This window comes from Pseudomonas sp. PSE1(2024) (genome assembly GCF_050990555.1).
Lineage (GTDB): Bacteria > Pseudomonadota > Gammaproteobacteria > Pseudomonadales > Pseudomonadaceae > Aquipseudomonas > Aquipseudomonas aphyarum.
Genome location: NZ_CP158967.1, coordinates 1,938,909 through 1,953,796, shown reverse-complemented (window position 1 = coordinate 1,953,796; position 14,888 = coordinate 1,938,909). Strand labels below are relative to the sequence as shown.

The following is a 14,888-nucleotide window of genomic DNA, read 5'->3' as shown; positions in this document are numbered from 1 at the left end:
TCGCACCGCTTCAGAAAAGCCCGACCGTCGTGTCGGGCTTTTTCTTGCACGCCCCGTTGAAAACTCCGCAGCAGCTCTAGGACGCCTCTGACCAACAAGTCGGAAACATGCGCTTAAACATCGCCCATCTCCGGACTCTATAGCGGCAATTGCCGAAAACAGTGCACATCCGTACACTGCGCCACCTTTTGTCCCGATGGGCCTGAAAATGCTGTTTGTGTTTCGTATGTTATTGATGGGCCTGCACTTTATTCTGGCGGGGATCCTCGGAGTGATCCTCGGGTTGTGCCGCCCGTTCAATCCGGACAACAGTCGCCTGTGCGCCCGTCTCTATGCACTGCCAGCGATGTGTATTTTACGTCTGCGAGTGAAGGCCGAGGTCGGCCCGCTGATGAACAAGCCTGACAACTGCGTGATCATCGCCAATCATCAGTCCAACTACGACCTGTTCGTGTTCGGCAACGTGGTGCCGCGTCGTAACGTGTGCATCGGCAAAAAGAGCCTGAAGTGGGTGCCGCTGTTCGGGCAGCTGTTCTGGCTGGCGGGCAATGTGTTAATCGATCGTGGGAACGCGCACAAGGCGCGCCAGTCGATGCTGACCACCACCGACACCTTGCAGCACAAAGACACCTCGATCTGGGTGTTTCCGGAAGGCACCCGCAACCTGGGTGAAGAATTGCTGCCGTTCAAGAAAGGCGCGTTCCAGATGGCCATTGCCGCCGGGGTGCCGATCGTTCCGGTGTGTGTCAGCAGCTACATCAAGCACATGCGCCTGAATCGCTGGCACAGCGGGAAAATTCTCATACGCTCGCTGCCGGCAATTCCTACCGCCGGCCTGACCATGGACGACATGCCCATGCTCATCAACCAATGCCGCGAGCAGATGCGCGAATGCATCGATGCGATGGATCGGCAACTGCAAGCCGCGTGAAAAAGAAGCCCGCCCTGTGCGGGTTTTCTTTTGCCCGGTGAACTGTGCAGATTTCACTGACTCTCAAGCAGCGACACGGCTAAGCTGAAGCCATGTCTCCCCTGCCATCTGCCAAGAAGAAGTGAATCACCACCATGGGTCGAGTTGTTGCTGCTGCGGTTTACAGCGCCGGTAAGAAAGTCACCAATATTTCCCTCGACGAAGGCGCGGCCTGGGCCGCCAAGACCGGCCACTTCGTCTGGATCGGCCTCGAAGAGCCGAACGCCCAAGAACTCTCCAACCTGCAACGCCAGTTCAACCTGCACGAACTGGCCATTGAAGATGCCCTGGAAAAGCACAGCCGGCCGAAACTGGAAACCTTCGGCGACGCGCTGTTTATCGTCACCTACTCGCCGGTGCGCGAACACGGCATCCTGCAATTCATCGAAACCCACATCTTCGCCGGCAAGGGCTACATCATCACCGCCCGCAACGGCCACTCGGCGTCCTACGCCCATGTCCGTCAACGCTGTGAGGCGCGGCCGCTGTTGCTCGAACACGGGGAAGATTTCGTACTGTATGCGCTGCTGGATTTCGTGATCGAAAACTATCAGCCGGTGGGCGAAGCGATCCATGCCGAGATCGATGAGCTGGAACGCAACGTGTTGTGCAGCGCATTGAATGAACACGACATCCAGAAGCTGCACGGCCTGCGTCGCGACGTCCTGCGCCTGCGCCGTTACGCCGCTCCCATGGTGGAAATCAGCGAGGAACTGCAGAAGCTGAGCTTCCCCTTCATCGACAAGAACATGCGCCCTTACTTTCGCGACGTGCAGATCCACGTGAATCGGCAGATGGAAGATCTGACCACCCTGGCCGACATCGCCAGCCAGACCATCGAAATCGGCGTGTTGCTGGAGGCGTCACGGCAAAGCTTGGTGCAGCGCAAATTCGCGGCATGGGCGGCGATTCTGGCGTTCCCGACGGCGGTAGCGGGGATTTACGGGATGAACTTCCAGAACATGCCGGAGCTGAGCTGGCACTACGGCTATTTCGGCGTGCTGGGCTTTATCACGGTCGGCTGCGTGAGCCTGTGGGCGAGCTTCAAGAAATCGGGCTGGCTATAAGAAAAAACGCCCCCGTGCAAAACACGGGGGTGCCTGGATTCAAGCAGCGGTCGGCTTGTGCGCCACAAAGCGCATCATCCATTCCGCCACGGTGGTGCCGTGGTGCTGATGCTCCAGGCTCGCCACGCCCTTGCTGTACACCTGCTCGCCCAGCGCTTCCTGACGCAGATCCAGCAGCGCCCGCGAGTAGTCGTGAATGAATTCCGGATGCCCCTGGAAGCACAACACCTGATCGTTGATGTGGTACGCGGCGAACGGGCAGAAATCGCTCGATGCAATCACCGTCGCGTTTTCCGGCAACGCCGTCACCTGATCCTGGTGGCTGATCAACAACGTCAGCTCCTCGCGCACCGGGCTCATCCACGGTGCCTTGGCCGCCAGTTTGTAGTTGTGGATGCCGACACCCCAGCCTTGCGTGGCGCGCTCGCTCTTGCCGCCCAGCAGCAGCGCCAGCAACTGATGGCCGAAGCACACGCCGAGCAGTTTGTCGCCGCGCTCATAGCGGTTCAGCAGGTATTGCTTGAGGGTCTGGATCCACGGGTCGGTACCGAACGAATCGGCCTTGCTGCCGGTGACCAGGTACGCATCAAAGGTCAGGTCATCACTCGGATAGTCGCCCTGCATCACGTTGTACACCGTGAACTCGGCGGCGATCGGCTGTTGCGAGAACAGGCGCTGGAACATCTGCCCGTAACCCTGATATTCATCGACCAGTTCCGGACGCAGGATGTCGGTTTCCAGAATGCAGATGCGTAGCGACATAAAAAATACCTGACACGTGATGGGAATAATGCACACCCCAGAGCCTGCCTTGAAACCACCCGGCAAGGCAAGCCCCGAAATGCGTCCCCGCCCCGTTAGAACAACTCGCCCTTCGCGGCTTTTTCCAACAGCAGCGCAGGCGGTGCGAATCGCTCGCCGTACTGTTCCGCCAGATACTGCGCCCGGGCGACAAAGTCCTTCACGCCATATTGGTTGATGAACTGCAACGCGCCGCCCGTCCATGCCGCAAAACCGATGCCGAAGATCGAGCCGACGTTGGCATCCGCCGTCGACGTCAGCACGCCCTCCTCCACACAACGCACGGTTTCGATGGCCTGCACGAACAACAGTCGATCACGTACATCCTTCGGCGAAATCTGCCCGTCGGCTTTCTCGAAACGGGTTTTCAGTTCGGGCCACAGATGTTTCTGCCCACCCGCCGGGTACTCATAAAAACCGCCTCCCGCGGCCTTGCCCGGCCGCTTGTATTCGTTGAGCAGCAAGTCAATCACGGCGAACGCCGGGTGCTCAATCAGCGGTTTCCCTTCTGCTTGAAGGTCTTTGGCCGTTTGCTGACGGATATGGCTCATCAGGCTGAGGGAAACTTCGTCAGAGATCGCCAGCGGTCCGACAGGCATGCCGGCCTTGCGCGCTTCGGTCTCGATCATCGGCGCACTGACGCCCTCACCCAGCATCGCAATGCCTTCATTGGTGAAGGTGCCGAACACCCGCGACGTGAAGAAGCCGCGACTGTCGTTGACCACGATCGGAGTTTTCTTGATTTGCAGTACGAAATCGAACCCGCGTGCGAGGGTTTCGTCGCTGGTTTGCGCGCCTTTGATGATTTCCACCAGTGGCATCTTTTCCACCGGGCTGAAGAAGTGCAGGCCGATGAACTTGCTCTGATCCGGTACCGCAGTTGCCAAGCCAGTGATGGGCAAGGTCGACGTGTTGGAGGCAATCACAGCGTCGGCGCCAACCATCTGTTGCGCTGCTGCCGAGACCTTGGCCTTTAGTTGACGATCCTCGAACACCGCCTCGATGATCAGATCGCAACCTGCCAGATCGGCATCGCTTTCGGTCGGGTGAATACGCGCCAGCACCGCTTCACGCTGCTGCGCAGACATCTGCCCGCGAGCGACTTTCTTGTCCAGCAACGCCGCCGAATGCGCCTTGCCCTTTTCCGCAGCCGCGAGGTTGATGTCCTTGAGCACCACGTCGATCCCGGCCGATGCGCTGACATAGGCGATCCCGGCGCCCATCATGCCCGCGCCGAGTACGCCCACGCGTTTCGTCACATAAGGCGCAAAACCCTGCGGCCGCGAACCGCCGGCATTGATTTCATTGAGCTGGAACCAGAACGTACCGATCAGGTTTTTCGAGATCTGGCCGGTGGTCAGTTCGGTGAAGTAGCGGGTTTCGATCAGGTGCGCCGTGTCGAAATCCACCTGCGCGCCTTCCACAGCCGCGCACAGAATCTTCTCCGGCGCCGGCAACGTGCCCTGGGTTTTGGTGCGCAGGATCGACGGCGCAATCGCCAGCATCTGAGCAACTTTCGGGTTCGACGGAGTGCCGCCGGGAATCTGATAACCCTTCACATCCCAACGCTGCACGGCCGCAGGATTGGCCAGAATCCAGGCCCGGGCCTTGGCCAGTAGCTCATCGCGATCCGCCGCCAGCTCATCGATCAATCCGGCCTGCAACGCCTGCTGCGGACGGACTTTCTTGCCTTCAAGCAAATACGGCAAAGCCTTTTCGATGCCCAGCATGCGCACCATCCGCACCACGCCACCGCCGCCCGGCAACAGGCCGAGGGTCACTTCCGGCAAACCGAGTTGCACCGATGCATCGTCCAACGCAACGCGGTGGTGGCAGGCCAGGCAGATTTCCCAGCCGCCGCCGAGCGCCGCGCCGTTGATCGCCGCGACCACCGGTTTGCCGAGGGTTTCCAGAGTGCGCAACTGGCCCTTGAGGGTCAGCACCATGTCGTAGAACGCCTTGGCTTCGGGCTTACCGACCTTGATCAATTCATTCAGGTCGCCGCCGGCGAAGAAGGTTTTCTTGGCCGAAGTGATGATCACCCCGGCGATGTCATCTTTTTCCGCCTGCAGTCGGGCGACGCTGTCGGCCATGGCCTCGCGGTACACCGCGTTCATGGTGTTGGCGCTCTGGCCCGGCATGTCGATGGTCAGGAGAACGATACCGTCCTGGCCTTTTTCGTAACGAATGGCTTGGGTCATGACAGGATTCCTTGGGGTCAGAGGCGTTCGATGATGGTGGCGATGCCCATGCCGCCGCCGACGCACAGCGTCGCGAGGCCGTAGCGCAGGCGCCGGGCTTCCAGTTCATCGAGCAAGGTGCCGAGGATCGCGCAACCGGTGGCGCCCAGCGGATGGCCCATGGCGATCGAGCCGCCATTGACGTTGACCTTGTCCGGGTCGACAGCCATGTCCTTGATGAATTTGAGCACCACCGAGGCGAACGCCTCGTTGACTTCAAACAGGTCGATGTCCCCCACCCGCAGCCCGGCCTTGGCCAGCGCCTTGCGAGTGGCCGGCGCCGGGCCGGTGAGCATGATGGTCGGGTCGGTGCTGGTGACCGCCGTGGCGACAATCCGCGCCCGAGGTTGCAGACCCAACGCGCGCCCCTTCGCTTCGGAGCCAATCAGCATCAGCGCCGCGCCGTCGACGATCCCCGAGCTGTTGCCCGGCGTGTGCACATGATTGATTCGCTCGACATGGCTGTAGACCCGCAATGCCGTGGCGTCGAAGCCCATCTGGCCGATCATTTCGAAACTCGGCTTGAGCTTGCCCAGGCCTTCAAGGGTCGACTCGGCGCGAATGAATTCATCGTGATCGAGCAGGATGATGCCGTTCTGATCCTGCACCGGCACCAGCGACTTGCTGAACGAACCGTCGGCCCTGGCGCGAGCGGCTTTCTGCTGCGAGTGCAGCGCGTAGGCATCGACGTCCTGCCGGCTGAAGCCTTCAAGGGTGGCGATCAGGTCGGCGCCGACGCCTTGCGGCGTGAAGTGGCTGTGCAGGTTGGTCTGCGGGTCCAGCGCCCAGGCGCCACCGTCGCTGCCCATCGGCACACGGGACATGGATTCGACGCCACCAACCACCACCAGGTCTTCGAACCCGGAGCGCACTTTCATCGCCCCCAGGTTCACCGCTTCCAGCCCCGAGGCGCAGAACCGGTTGATCTGCACGCCCGCGACGCTGACGTCCCAATCGGCCACCTGCACGGCGGTCTTGGCGATGTCCGAGCCCTGATCGCCAATCGGCGTGACGCAACCGAGCACCACGTCATCGACCTGGCTGGTGTCCAGCGCGGTGCGCGCCTGCAAAGCGGTCAGCAGCCCGGCCACCAGGTTCACCGGCTTGACGCTGTGCAGCGATCCGTCGGCCTTGCCCTTGCCACGGGGCGTGCGTAACGCGTCGAAAATCAAAGCTTGGGTCATGACGTCCTCGAACCTGTGCGGTGAGTGAAATTCGTGCTGCCACTGTTGTCTTCGCAGGCCATGGATTCAATGACCACAGCGCTCAATGACGTTGACGCGCACGCTCAGACGGACGGTCATCCGTGTCTTGGTTAACCGGTTCAGGTGCGCGAGCTGTCTAGCAAACGGGCGGCAAAGAAGCTGGCAATGGGCCTCATGCCCTTTTAATCGCGACAGGTAGCAAATACATACGAAATGGATCTAAGCCAAGCGTGACGCGGGCCCTAAGGTGAAGATGTACGTCGTTGTCGTCGGGTTTTGCCGAGACAGGCGTTCGCTACAGGAAGTGCAGCGCTTGCCGTCATGGATATGCAGGCAGGCATCAGGAAATAACAAAAAAGGCGGTCAAGCCATGTTCAAACAACCGAAAGTACGGCAAGCAGGGCTCATTCTTTTCGCCACGACGCTGTTGTTGATTCTGCCGAACCTGACCAAGGTCATCGGCTGATTCAAGCGGCAGGTATTGTTTATCGCCACTGAAAATGTGACTGGCCCGCTACCCGGGCCAGCGTGGCTGTGCCAACCTTTGCGCACTTCCACGACACGGACGGCGATCACTTGAAAACGCTCATTCTGTTCGGGGCCATGCTGCTGAGCATGCCCCTGTCTGCCGCGCAGCTGAACCTGGAGCTGGGCGCGAACAGCCGCACCTGGCAGACCGACGAGTTGCTCAAGCATCCTCAGGTACAAACCCTCACGATCAAGAATGACGTGTCCTACAAGAAGGACATGACTTATCGCGCCGTGCCGATGGCCGCGCTGCTGATCGGCATCAAACCGGACGATCACCTGCAAGCCGTGGCGCTGGACGGTTTTGCCGCCGAGCTGTCCGCCGCACCGCTACTGAACAACAAGGGTTCACGCGCCTGGCTCGCCATCGAGGATCCGGCGCAGCCCTGGCCGCCGCTGTCGGAAGGCAAGCACAGCGCCGGGCCGTTCTATCTGGTGTGGACCGATCCGCAGGCCGGCAATATCAGCCCGGAACAATGGCCGTTCGAAGTGGCGAGCATCAAGCGCATGGCGCCGGTGGCAGAGCGCTTCCCTGCCCTGTTGCCGGATCCTGCGTTGAAGGCCGATGACCCGGTGAATCAGGGATTTGCGCTGTTCCAGAAGAACTGTCTGGCCTGCCATCGTCTGAATGGCGCGGGGGATGCGCAGTTCGGTCCGGATCTGAATATTCCGTACAACCCGACCGAGTACTTCGGCGCGGACTTCCTCAAGCGCTATATCCGCGATCCGCAGAGTCTGCGCCAGTGGCCTCAGGCGAAGATGCCGGGGTTTTCCGCCGAGGTATTGCCGGATGCGGATCTGCAGAAACTGGTGGGGTATTTGCAGCACATGGCCGGGCGCAAGGTTGCGCCGGCCAAGTAGGCCAACTACGTCGTTTACTGCTGCTGCACTGAAATGATTGGCGCTGGTGTGGGCGACACCAGCACTTTCGCATGCATCTGCTCTGAGCCGCCGCCCCGGCGCATGCCCCTCACTGGGCAGGCGTCGAGGTAATCCAGACCCACTGCCAGTTTCAGGTGCCGCTCCGGCCGCGCCAGTTCATTGGTCACGTCAAAGCTGTACCACGCGTCATCGATCCAGGCCTCGGCCCAGGCGTGACTGGCCAGATGCTCGCAATCCTCGCTGTACAGATAGCCCGACACATATCGCGACGGCACCCCGAGGCTGCGCGCGCAGGCCAGAAACGCGTGGGCATGATCCTGGCAAACACCCGCCCGCCCGGCAAACGCCTCGGCGGCACTGGTATCGACTTCGGTGGCGCCCGGTTTGTAGGTCATGTGCTGGTTCAAACCATGCATCAGGTCGATCAGTGCATTGCGGTCCCGGCGCTGTTTGCAGGACTTCTCGGCAAACGCCCGCAGCGCCTCGTCAGCCTCGGTCAGCCGGGTGAAACGCAGGAACGGCAGCGCCGACTGACTCTCGTGCTCGGCTTCGCGCAACTCGTCGATATCGACCTGCCCCCGGGCGCCGATGATGATCGCTTCGTGGGGCTCGTCCATGGTCAGCACATGCAGGATGTTGCCGAACGGATCGAGCTGGGCGCGCACCGGGCGCGGCAGGTCGAGCTGCCAGCTCAGCACATGCTGACGCTCGCTGTCGTGGGGTGTCAGGCGCAGGTACTGGATGCTCGCGCGCACCTGATCTTCGTAGTGATAGGTGGTCTCGTGGCTGATGGAAAGTCTCATGCGGCCTCCAGGTAGGAACTGTGAATGGCGTTGCCCAGCTGGCGCACCAGCGGGATGAATTCGGTGAGCCAGGCGTGTAGCCCTTCCTCGAGAATTTCTTGAATGCCGGTGTAGCGCAGACGCGCATCCATTTCCGCCGCCAGTCGTTGCGCAGGACGACCGTTGGCCCCCGGCAATTGCGCGAGAATCTGGTCGATTTCTTCGGTACAGGCCCGCAGCGAACGCGGCACGTCAGCACGCAACAGCAGCAATTCAGCGACATGCCGGGCGCCCGGCGCATCGCGATAGATCTCGGTGTAGGCCTCGAACGATGACAGCGCCCGCAACAGCGCACTCCACTGGTAATAGGCGTGAGCGGTGCCGTCGCTGACCGCTTCGGCCTGATCGCCGGCCATCTCGTAACGAGCATCGAGCAGGCGCAAGGTGTTGTCCGCCCGCTCGATGAACGTACCCAGGCGAATGAAACGAAACGCGTCGTTGCGCATGATGGTGCCGTAGGACGCACCCCGGAACAGGTGCGAACGCTCCTTGATCCACTCGCAGAAGCGACTCATGCCGTAGCGGCTGAGGCCCTGATTGGCGATCCCGCGAATTTCCAGCCAGGTGGCGTTGATGTTCTCCCACATGTCGGCAGTGATTCGCCCGCGCACCGCGTGGGCGCTCGCTCGCGCCGCGCCGAGGCAGCTATAGATGCTCGCCGGATTCGCCGCATCGAGGGCGAAGAAGTGCAGCAGTCGCTCGGCATGCAACTCGCCGTGGCGTTCCAGGTAATCGTCCAGCGTGCCGGTGATCAACAGCGGCATCGCCAGTTCGTGCAGACCGTCGCCACGGCCGTCCTGCGGCATCAGCGACAGCGAATAGCTGACATCGAGCATCCGTGCGAGGTTTTCCGCCCGCTCCAGGTAACGCGACATCCAGTACAGATCCGAGGCAGTTCTACTTAACATGGCAGGCTTCCTTCAATCCTCGACCACCCAGGTGTCCTTGGTTCCGCCGCCCTGGGATGAATTCACCACCAGAGAGCCTTCACGCAGGGCGACACGGGTCAAACCGCCGGGCACGACCCGGGTTTCGCGACCGGACAATACGAACGGGCGCAGGTCGATATGGCGCGGCGCAATGCCGTTTTCGACAAAGGTCGGACAGGTCGACAGCGACAGCGTCGGTTGCGCGATGTACGCGTGGGGCTTGGCCTTGATCCGCTCGCGGAACGCATCGATTTCCGCGGTCGTCGCCGCCGGCCCGACGAGCATTCCGTAACCGCCGGAGCCCTGGGTTTCCTTGACCACCAGATCCGGAAGATTGGCCAGGACATGGGAAAGTTCAGACGGATTGCGGCATTGCCAGGTCGGCACGTTCTTCAGGATCGGCTCTTCGTCGAGGTAGAAACGGATCATCTCGGTGACGAACGGATACACCGATTTGTCGTCCGCCACTCCGGTGCCGATGGCATTGGCCAGCACCACGTTGCCGGAGCGATACGACGACAACAGTCCCGGCACGCCCAGCATCGAATCCGGGCGGAAGGCCAGCGGATCGAGGAACGCGTCGTCGAGCCGGCGGTAGATCACGTCCACGGCTTTCGGGCCGTCGGTGGTGCGCATGAAGACTTTGTCGTCGCGCACGAACAAGTCCGCACCCTCCACCAGCTCCACGCCCATTTCCCGGGCGAGAAACGCATGCTCGAAAAACGCGCTGTTGAAGCGTCCCGGTGTCAGTACCACCACACTCGGGTCGTCGATCGGGCTTGAGCTTTTCAGGGTGTCGAGCAGCAGGTTCGGGTAATGGTCGATCGGGGCGATGCGCTGGGCCGCGAACAGTTCGGGGAACAGGCGCATCATCATCTTGCGGTCTTCGAGCATGTAGCTCACGCCGCTCGGCGTGCGCAGGTTGTCCTCGAGCACGTAATACGTGCCGTCGCCGTCGCGCACCAGATCGACGCCGGAGATGTGCGAATAGATATCGCGGTGCAGATCCAGTCCCTGCATCGCCAACTGATATTGCTCGTTGGCCAGCACCTGTTCGGCGGGAATGATCCCGGCCTTGATGATGCGCTGCTCGTGGTAAAGGTCGGCGAGGAACATGTTCAACGCCTTGACCCGCTGAATACAGCCGCGCTCGACGATCCGCCACTCGCTGGCGGGAATGCTGCGCGGAATGGTGTCGAAGGGAATCAGGCGTTCTGTCCCTTGCTCGTCCCCGTAGAGCGTGAAAGTGATCCCGGCACGATGGAACAGCAGATCGGCCTCGCGCCGCCGCTGGGCCAGCAGTTCGTCAGGCGTTTCGGCCAGCCAGCGGGCAAACTCCCGATAATGCGGGCGAACCTGGCCGCCGGCATCGTACATTTCATCAAAATAGGTGCGGATCATGCCGTACTCCTTGTCACCCCGGACATACAGGCCTTCGCAAGGCCCGTGCCATCGGCATAAACGCTTTGATTTCAATCGGTTGGATATTCACGCCACACACACCGCACCATTCCTGTGCGGCAAATGCCCCAACCTGATCGCCCCCGCTTCATTGCGACGCAGTCCCGTCGCCTATCACCAGCATAGTCAGAGTTGATTTCACTGCCCGGTGCCGGCTGCGGATAATCCGCGCATCCGCTGCAAAAACGTCGCTGACGAAGTACGCAGCCTCACTGATCCGGCTTGCCTCGGCAGCCCTCCCGGCCGTAACCCTGACCGGTTTCCTCTCCTTCCGGTCTTCCCTTTCAGCCACCTTTTCAGGTGGCTTTTTTTTGCGCCGGTTTCTTGTTTCAGGGTTTTGCCATGCGCTTTCGGGGCGGCAGAAACGACAACGGCCGACCCGAAGGTCAGCCGTAGCTAGACGTGTTGCGAGAGTGATCAGTTCAAACGGTGCCGGTTGCGGATCTCCTGTTTCACGCCCCAGCCTTCGATGATGCCGCCCAAGGGCTCGACCACCGCCGAAAAGCCCTGCTCGAAATCGCCAATGTCGTCGTAGGTTGCGTACATCACCTTGCTCAATTCCAGAGACCAGGCGCCGTCGTCGCGCGCACTGACCTGGGCATTGATGGATTCACCGCGAAATTTGCCTGCCGCCCTGCGCGCCCGCTCCTCGTCCGGGAAAATGGCGTAGAACTCGATGGGATGGAATCGGGAAAAATCGAAACCGCCTTCTTTCATGCGGCGCAGCACGCTGCTGCTGATGTCTTCTTGATAGGCTGTGCTCATGAATCGTCCCCCTCGCATAGATGGATAGACTTTCCGTATTCCCTGCACTGGCCCAACGGGCCCGGGTGCTTACGGCAACCGCGTTGCCGGCGGGAAACAAGCATGTAGCTGACAAGACCAGACCTTAGCGATCCGTTCGCTGATCTCGCTTGCAGAGTAGCCCCAAGATAGAGCCGCTGCCAAGGCCTGGTACATGAAGAAAATGAAGATTCAGATTGGGGTGATGCTGCGGATTTCGATGCTGTTCTGGGTTTTCAGGCTTTTCACGCCGGCATCGGCGGTGCGCCCTTCCAGATCGTTCAGGTCAAGCTCGGCGGCGACTGGCAGCAACCGTTCCTTGATGAGGCGGGCTGCCCGTTCATGGCTGGGGCATTCCTCGCACTCGAAGACTTCGTCGATCGTTTCACCATGATCGTCCACGAAAGTGACTTTCCACTTTGACATCGGAGCCTCCTCGATCAAACCCGCAAATGGGCTTACACCTATCTCGACTTTTGTCAGGATTGATCGTTCAAAAGGTTTACACCGATGCAACATGAAAAAAGCCGAGGCCGGCGTGTTTTCGCACACCGGCCTCGGCTTTTTCTGACCCGCGAACGATCAGTCGTTGCTTGGCTTGTTCACCGCTTGCAGCACGTATTGCGGCAAGGCGAAGGCGCCGATATGGATTTCCGGGTTGTAGTAGCGGGTGACGATGCCGCTGCCGATGAAGCGCTGTTGCAGGACTTCGCGGCTCAGCTTGCGGTAGGCCGGGTTGGTCGAGCCCCAGGCGAAGGTCATCGAACCGCCGATGTAGGTCGGTACGGCCGCCTGATAGAAGTGCCAGTCCGGGAACAGGCTGCGCAGGCGGCCGGCAGTGGTTTTCACTTCTTCGATCTGCATGAACGGCGTGCCGTTCTGGGTCACGAGGATGCCGCCCTCGTTCAGGCAGCGGTGACAGGCCTGGTAGAAGTTTTCCGAGAACAGCACTTCGCCCGGGCCGATCGGGTCGGTGGAGTCGGAAATGATCACGTCGAACTTTTCAGTGGTGGTCGCGACGAAGCGCATGCCGTCGTCGATCACCAGGTTCAGGCGTGGATCGTCGTAGGCGCCCTTGGAGTGGTTCGGCAGGAATTCCTTGCACATGTCGACCACGGTGCCGTCGATCTCGACCATGGTGATGTGCTCGACGCTGGCGTGTTTGGTCACTTCGCGCAGCATGCCGCCGTCGCCGCCGCCTATGATCAGCACGCGCTTGGCGGTGCCGTGGGCGAGGATCGGCACGTGGGTGAGCATTTCGTGGTAGATGAATTCATCGGCTTCGGTGGTCTGGATCACGCCATCCAGCGCCATCACCCGGCCCATGCGCGGGTTCTGGAAGATCACCAGGTGCTGGTGTTCGGTGCGCACTTCGTGCAGCAGTTTTTCCATGCGAAAACGCTGGCCGTAGCCTTCGTAGAGGGTTTCCAGGTATTCGCTGGTCTTGGTGACGGTCATGGTGAAGTGCTCCGATGAATGCGCGGGCGCCAATCGTCAGGTTCGATTGCCCGGGAAAGGCGCGCATTCTACGTTGCCGAAGATGACAGGTCGAACCTTCCTCTGACAGACGACATTTTGAAGCCGCAGAAAGGCAAATGTGGGAGCGAGCTTGCTCGCGAAGAGGCCATCCGACTCAACACATTTGCTGAATGAAAAATCGCCTTCGCGAGCAAGCTCGCTCCCACAGGAAAGAGCCTGTTCAGTTGTGAAACTAGATCCGCACATTGCCCCGCGGCCCGGCAATCGCCCAGATGATCAGGCCCAGCACCGGCAGAAGGATGATCAGCAGCACCCAGAGGATTTTCATCCCGGTCTCGGCGCCGCTTTTCAGCACATTGATGATCGCCCAGATGTCGAGCGCAAGAATGATCAGGCCGACCAGGCCGTTGAACGTGGAACCCATGGTGTCGCTCCAGAATAGTGGCATGCACTTTTAGGATAGACGGTCGCGCACAGGGTTCCCTTTTATTGCGCTCAGACGTGAACGGCGATCTTCAGGGCTTCCAGCGACGGCGCGGCGGCAATGCCGACTTCGGCGCACAGTTCCAGTACGCGCGGCACGTCGTTGCCGTAGACCAGCACCACTTGCAGCTCGTCGTCGAGCAACTGGCTGAAGTTCATCAGGGTGTAACCGCCGTTTTCCTTGTTCAGGCTGCTCATCTGCACCTGGATGCGGTTGAGCGCGGTCAGCGCCTCGGTCTTGGCCAGTTGCTTGGGCTTGAGGTTGAACTCGACGCCCGGGCCGAACGAGGCAACGATCTGCGCGAACAGGTCGGCGTAGGTGTCGGCCTGGAACAGCACGGTCTCTGGCAGACTGCCGACCACGACCCACTCGCCCAGCGGAATCGGGAAAGTGTCGTCGTAGTTGATGTCCGGGTTGGCGGTCAGAAAAGCGTCGGCATCGGCGTAGGCCTGTGCCGCTTCGTCAGCGACCTTCTGAATCTCGTCGTCGCCCATGCAGCCGGAGCTGATTTTGCTGATGAGTTCGGCGAGTGCGGCTTTCATGGGGGCGGATCCTGTGGCGAAGGGAATTTTGAGGGCGCGAAGGATAGCGCATTCTCGCCTTCGCCACAGAGCGGGTTCCGGCCAGCGGCTTCAGCCCAGCAGTTTTTCCAGCTGCGCAGTAGTGTCGACAGCGCCCATGGTGCGGGCCGCGTCCAGCGCGGTGATGCCGTTGGCATCCTTGGCTTTCGGGTCGGCGCCCTGGTCGATCAGGAAGTCGACGATTTCAACGCGGTTGAACATCGCCGCCATCATCAACGCCGTGCGGCCGTCGAACGAGGCGCCTTCGATCTGCGCGCCACCGGCAACCAATGCCTTGACCACGGCCAGATCACCCTTGAACGCCGCGCCGGCAATCGGGCTCTGGCCGTTGCCGTTGCGTTGTTCCGGATCGGCCTTGTGCTTGAGCAGCACTTGCACCGCGTCCACATGCCCGTAGTAACTGGCGAGCATCAGCAGGGTGTCGCCCTTGCTGTTGGTCAGGTTCACCGGCAGACCGGCAGTGATCAGGCGATCCAGCATCACCGCATCGCCCTCGCGCGCCTTGTTGAATACCTGCTCGGTGAATTCGGCAGCTTCTTCGGGGGTCATCTGACGGCTTTGGTCGGACATGGGGCAACTCCACTTTCGGTCAATCGGAAAACCGATAGTTTCCCGAGCGCGGCGATAGCTGTCATC

15 protein-coding genes are annotated in these 14,888 nt (G+C 60.8%); 3 read left to right on the top strand and 12 right to left on the bottom strand.

What is annotated here, in order from left to right; translation table 11 throughout:
- Positions 1-208: 208 nt before the first annotated feature.
- Both ABTV87_RS08900 and ABTV87_RS08895 read left to right on the top strand, forming a co-directional pair.
- On the top strand, positions 209-931 hold the full coding sequence (locus tag ABTV87_RS08900; protein WP_433899264.1) for a 1-acylglycerol-3-phosphate O-acyltransferase: 723 nt from the start codon (positions 209-211) through the stop codon (positions 929-931).
- A 134-nt stretch (positions 932-1,065) separates the two neighbouring features.
- Positions 1,066-2,037, top strand: coding sequence for a magnesium and cobalt transport protein CorA (locus ABTV87_RS08895; RefSeq protein ID WP_433899263.1), 972 nt, complete (start codon positions 1,066-1,068; stop codon positions 2,035-2,037).
- A 39-nt stretch (positions 2,038-2,076) separates the two neighbouring features.
- Here ABTV87_RS08895 and ABTV87_RS08890 read toward each other — a convergent pair whose 3' ends face one another.
- The 3 genes from ABTV87_RS08890 to ABTV87_RS08880 all read right to left on the bottom strand — a co-directional run bounded on the left by ABTV87_RS08890 (position 2,077) and on the right by ABTV87_RS08880 (position 6,262).
- Positions 2,077-2,799, bottom strand: coding sequence for an amidotransferase (locus ABTV87_RS08890; protein WP_085608794.1), 723 nt, complete (start codon positions 2,797-2,799; stop codon positions 2,077-2,079).
- A 95-nt stretch (positions 2,800-2,894) separates the two neighbouring features.
- Positions 2,895-5,039, bottom strand: a complete 2,145-nt coding sequence (locus tag ABTV87_RS08885; protein WP_433899262.1) for a 3-hydroxyacyl-CoA dehydrogenase NAD-binding domain-containing protein — start codon at positions 5,037-5,039, stop codon at positions 2,895-2,897.
- Positions 5,040-5,056: 17 nt separating this feature from the next.
- A complete protein-coding gene (locus ABTV87_RS08880; RefSeq protein WP_433899261.1) occupies positions 5,057-6,262 on the bottom strand; it encodes an acetyl-CoA C-acetyltransferase in 1,206 nt (401 codons plus the stop codon).
- 624 nt (positions 6,263-6,886) lie between these two features.
- Here ABTV87_RS08880 and ABTV87_RS08875 point away from each other — a divergent pair.
- A complete protein-coding gene (locus tag ABTV87_RS08875; RefSeq protein WP_433899841.1) occupies positions 6,887-7,672 on the top strand; it encodes a c-type cytochrome in 786 nt (261 codons plus the stop codon).
- A 14-nt stretch (positions 7,673-7,686) separates the two neighbouring features.
- On the opposite strand, the gene ABTV87_RS08870 is transcribed toward ABTV87_RS08875, so the two are convergent.
- From ABTV87_RS08870 to ABTV87_RS08830, 9 genes are all read right to left on the bottom strand, one after another.
- Positions 7,687-8,496, bottom strand: coding sequence for a transglutaminase family protein (locus tag ABTV87_RS08870; protein WP_007959971.1), 810 nt, complete (start codon positions 8,494-8,496; stop codon positions 7,687-7,689).
- Positions 8,493-9,443, bottom strand: a complete 951-nt coding sequence (locus ABTV87_RS08865) for an alpha-E domain-containing protein (RefSeq protein WP_007959974.1) — start codon at positions 9,441-9,443, stop codon at positions 8,493-8,495. Before ABTV87_RS08865 ends, ABTV87_RS08870 begins: the two co-directional genes overlap by 4 nt.
- A gap of 12 nt (positions 9,444-9,455) precedes the next feature.
- Positions 9,456-10,865 (bottom strand): circularly permuted type 2 ATP-grasp protein, encoded by a 1,410-nt coding sequence (locus ABTV87_RS08860; protein WP_085690507.1) that lies wholly within the window; start codon positions 10,863-10,865, stop codon positions 9,456-9,458.
- 477 nt (positions 10,866-11,342) lie between these two features.
- Positions 11,343-11,690 carry a ribonuclease E inhibitor RraB gene (locus ABTV87_RS08855; protein WP_007959978.1) on the bottom strand — a complete coding sequence of 116 codons (348 nt, stop codon included), beginning with the start codon at positions 11,688-11,690 and terminating at the stop codon, positions 11,343-11,345.
- A gap of 210 nt (positions 11,691-11,900) precedes the next feature.
- Positions 11,901-12,134 carry a hypothetical protein gene (locus tag ABTV87_RS08850; RefSeq protein WP_007959980.1) on the bottom strand — a complete coding sequence of 78 codons (234 nt, stop codon included), beginning with the start codon at positions 12,132-12,134 and terminating at the stop codon, positions 11,901-11,903.
- Positions 12,135-12,290: 156 nt separating this feature from the next.
- Positions 12,291-13,166, bottom strand: coding sequence for a polyamine aminopropyltransferase (speE, locus tag ABTV87_RS08845; protein ID WP_007959983.1), 876 nt, complete (start codon positions 13,164-13,166; stop codon positions 12,291-12,293).
- A gap of 253 nt (positions 13,167-13,419) precedes the next feature.
- Entirely contained in the window at positions 13,420-13,611 is a 192-nt protein-coding gene (locus ABTV87_RS08840; RefSeq protein WP_007959984.1) for a PLDc N-terminal domain-containing protein, read from the bottom strand.
- 71 nt (positions 13,612-13,682) lie between these two features.
- Entirely contained in the window at positions 13,683-14,213 is a 531-nt protein-coding gene (locus tag ABTV87_RS08835; protein WP_085608798.1) for a hypothetical protein, read from the bottom strand.
- Positions 14,214-14,303: 90 nt separating this feature from the next.
- The gene (locus ABTV87_RS08830; RefSeq protein ID WP_085608799.1) at positions 14,304-14,822 is read right to left on the bottom strand and encodes an ankyrin repeat domain-containing protein; all 519 of its coding nucleotides are present in this window, start codon (positions 14,820-14,822) and stop codon (positions 14,304-14,306) included.
- Positions 14,823-14,888: the final 66 nt, after the last annotated feature.

Coding starts and splice junctions, on each gene's coding strand:
- ABTV87_RS08890 (WP_085608794.1), bottom strand. CDS start 2,799: ATGTCGCTACGCATCTGCATTCTGGAAACCGACATCCTGCGTCCGGAA.
- ABTV87_RS08870 (WP_007959971.1), bottom strand. CDS start 8,496: ATGAGACTTTCCATCAGCCACGAGACCACCTATCACTACGAAGATCAG.
- ABTV87_RS08900 (WP_433899264.1), top strand. CDS start 209: ATGCTGTTTGTGTTTCGTATGTTATTGATGGGCCTGCACTTTATTCTG.
- ABTV87_RS08835 (WP_085608798.1), bottom strand. CDS start 14,213: ATGAAAGCCGCACTCGCCGAACTCATCAGCAAAATCAGCTCCGGCTGC.
- speE (WP_007959983.1), bottom strand. CDS start 13,166: ATGACCGTCACCAAGACCAGCGAATACCTGGAAACCCTCTACGAAGGC.
- ABTV87_RS08895 (WP_433899263.1), top strand. CDS start 1,066: ATGGGTCGAGTTGTTGCTGCTGCGGTTTACAGCGCCGGTAAGAAAGTC.
- ABTV87_RS08875 (WP_433899841.1), top strand. CDS start 6,887: ATGCTGCTGAGCATGCCCCTGTCTGCCGCGCAGCTGAACCTGGAGCTG.
- ABTV87_RS08830 (WP_085608799.1), bottom strand. CDS start 14,822: ATGTCCGACCAAAGCCGTCAGATGACCCCCGAAGAAGCTGCCGAATTC.
- ABTV87_RS08885 (WP_433899262.1), bottom strand. CDS start 5,039: ATGACCCAAGCCATTCGTTACGAAAAAGGCCAGGACGGTATCGTTCTC.
- ABTV87_RS08865 (WP_007959974.1), bottom strand. CDS start 9,443: ATGTTAAGTAGAACTGCCTCGGATCTGTACTGGATGTCGCGTTACCTG.
- ABTV87_RS08860 (WP_085690507.1), bottom strand. CDS start 10,865: ATGATCCGCACCTATTTTGATGAAATGTACGATGCCGGCGGCCAGGTT.
- ABTV87_RS08880 (WP_433899261.1), bottom strand. CDS start 6,262: ATGACCCAAGCTTTGATTTTCGACGCGTTACGCACGCCCCGTGGCAAG.
- ABTV87_RS08855 (WP_007959978.1), bottom strand. CDS start 11,690: ATGAGCACAGCCTATCAAGAAGACATCAGCAGCAGCGTGCTGCGCCGC.
- ABTV87_RS08840 (WP_007959984.1), bottom strand. CDS start 13,611: ATGGGTTCCACGTTCAACGGCCTGGTCGGCCTGATCATTCTTGCGCTC.
- ABTV87_RS08850 (WP_007959980.1), bottom strand. CDS start 12,134: ATGTCAAAGTGGAAAGTCACTTTCGTGGACGATCATGGTGAAACGATC.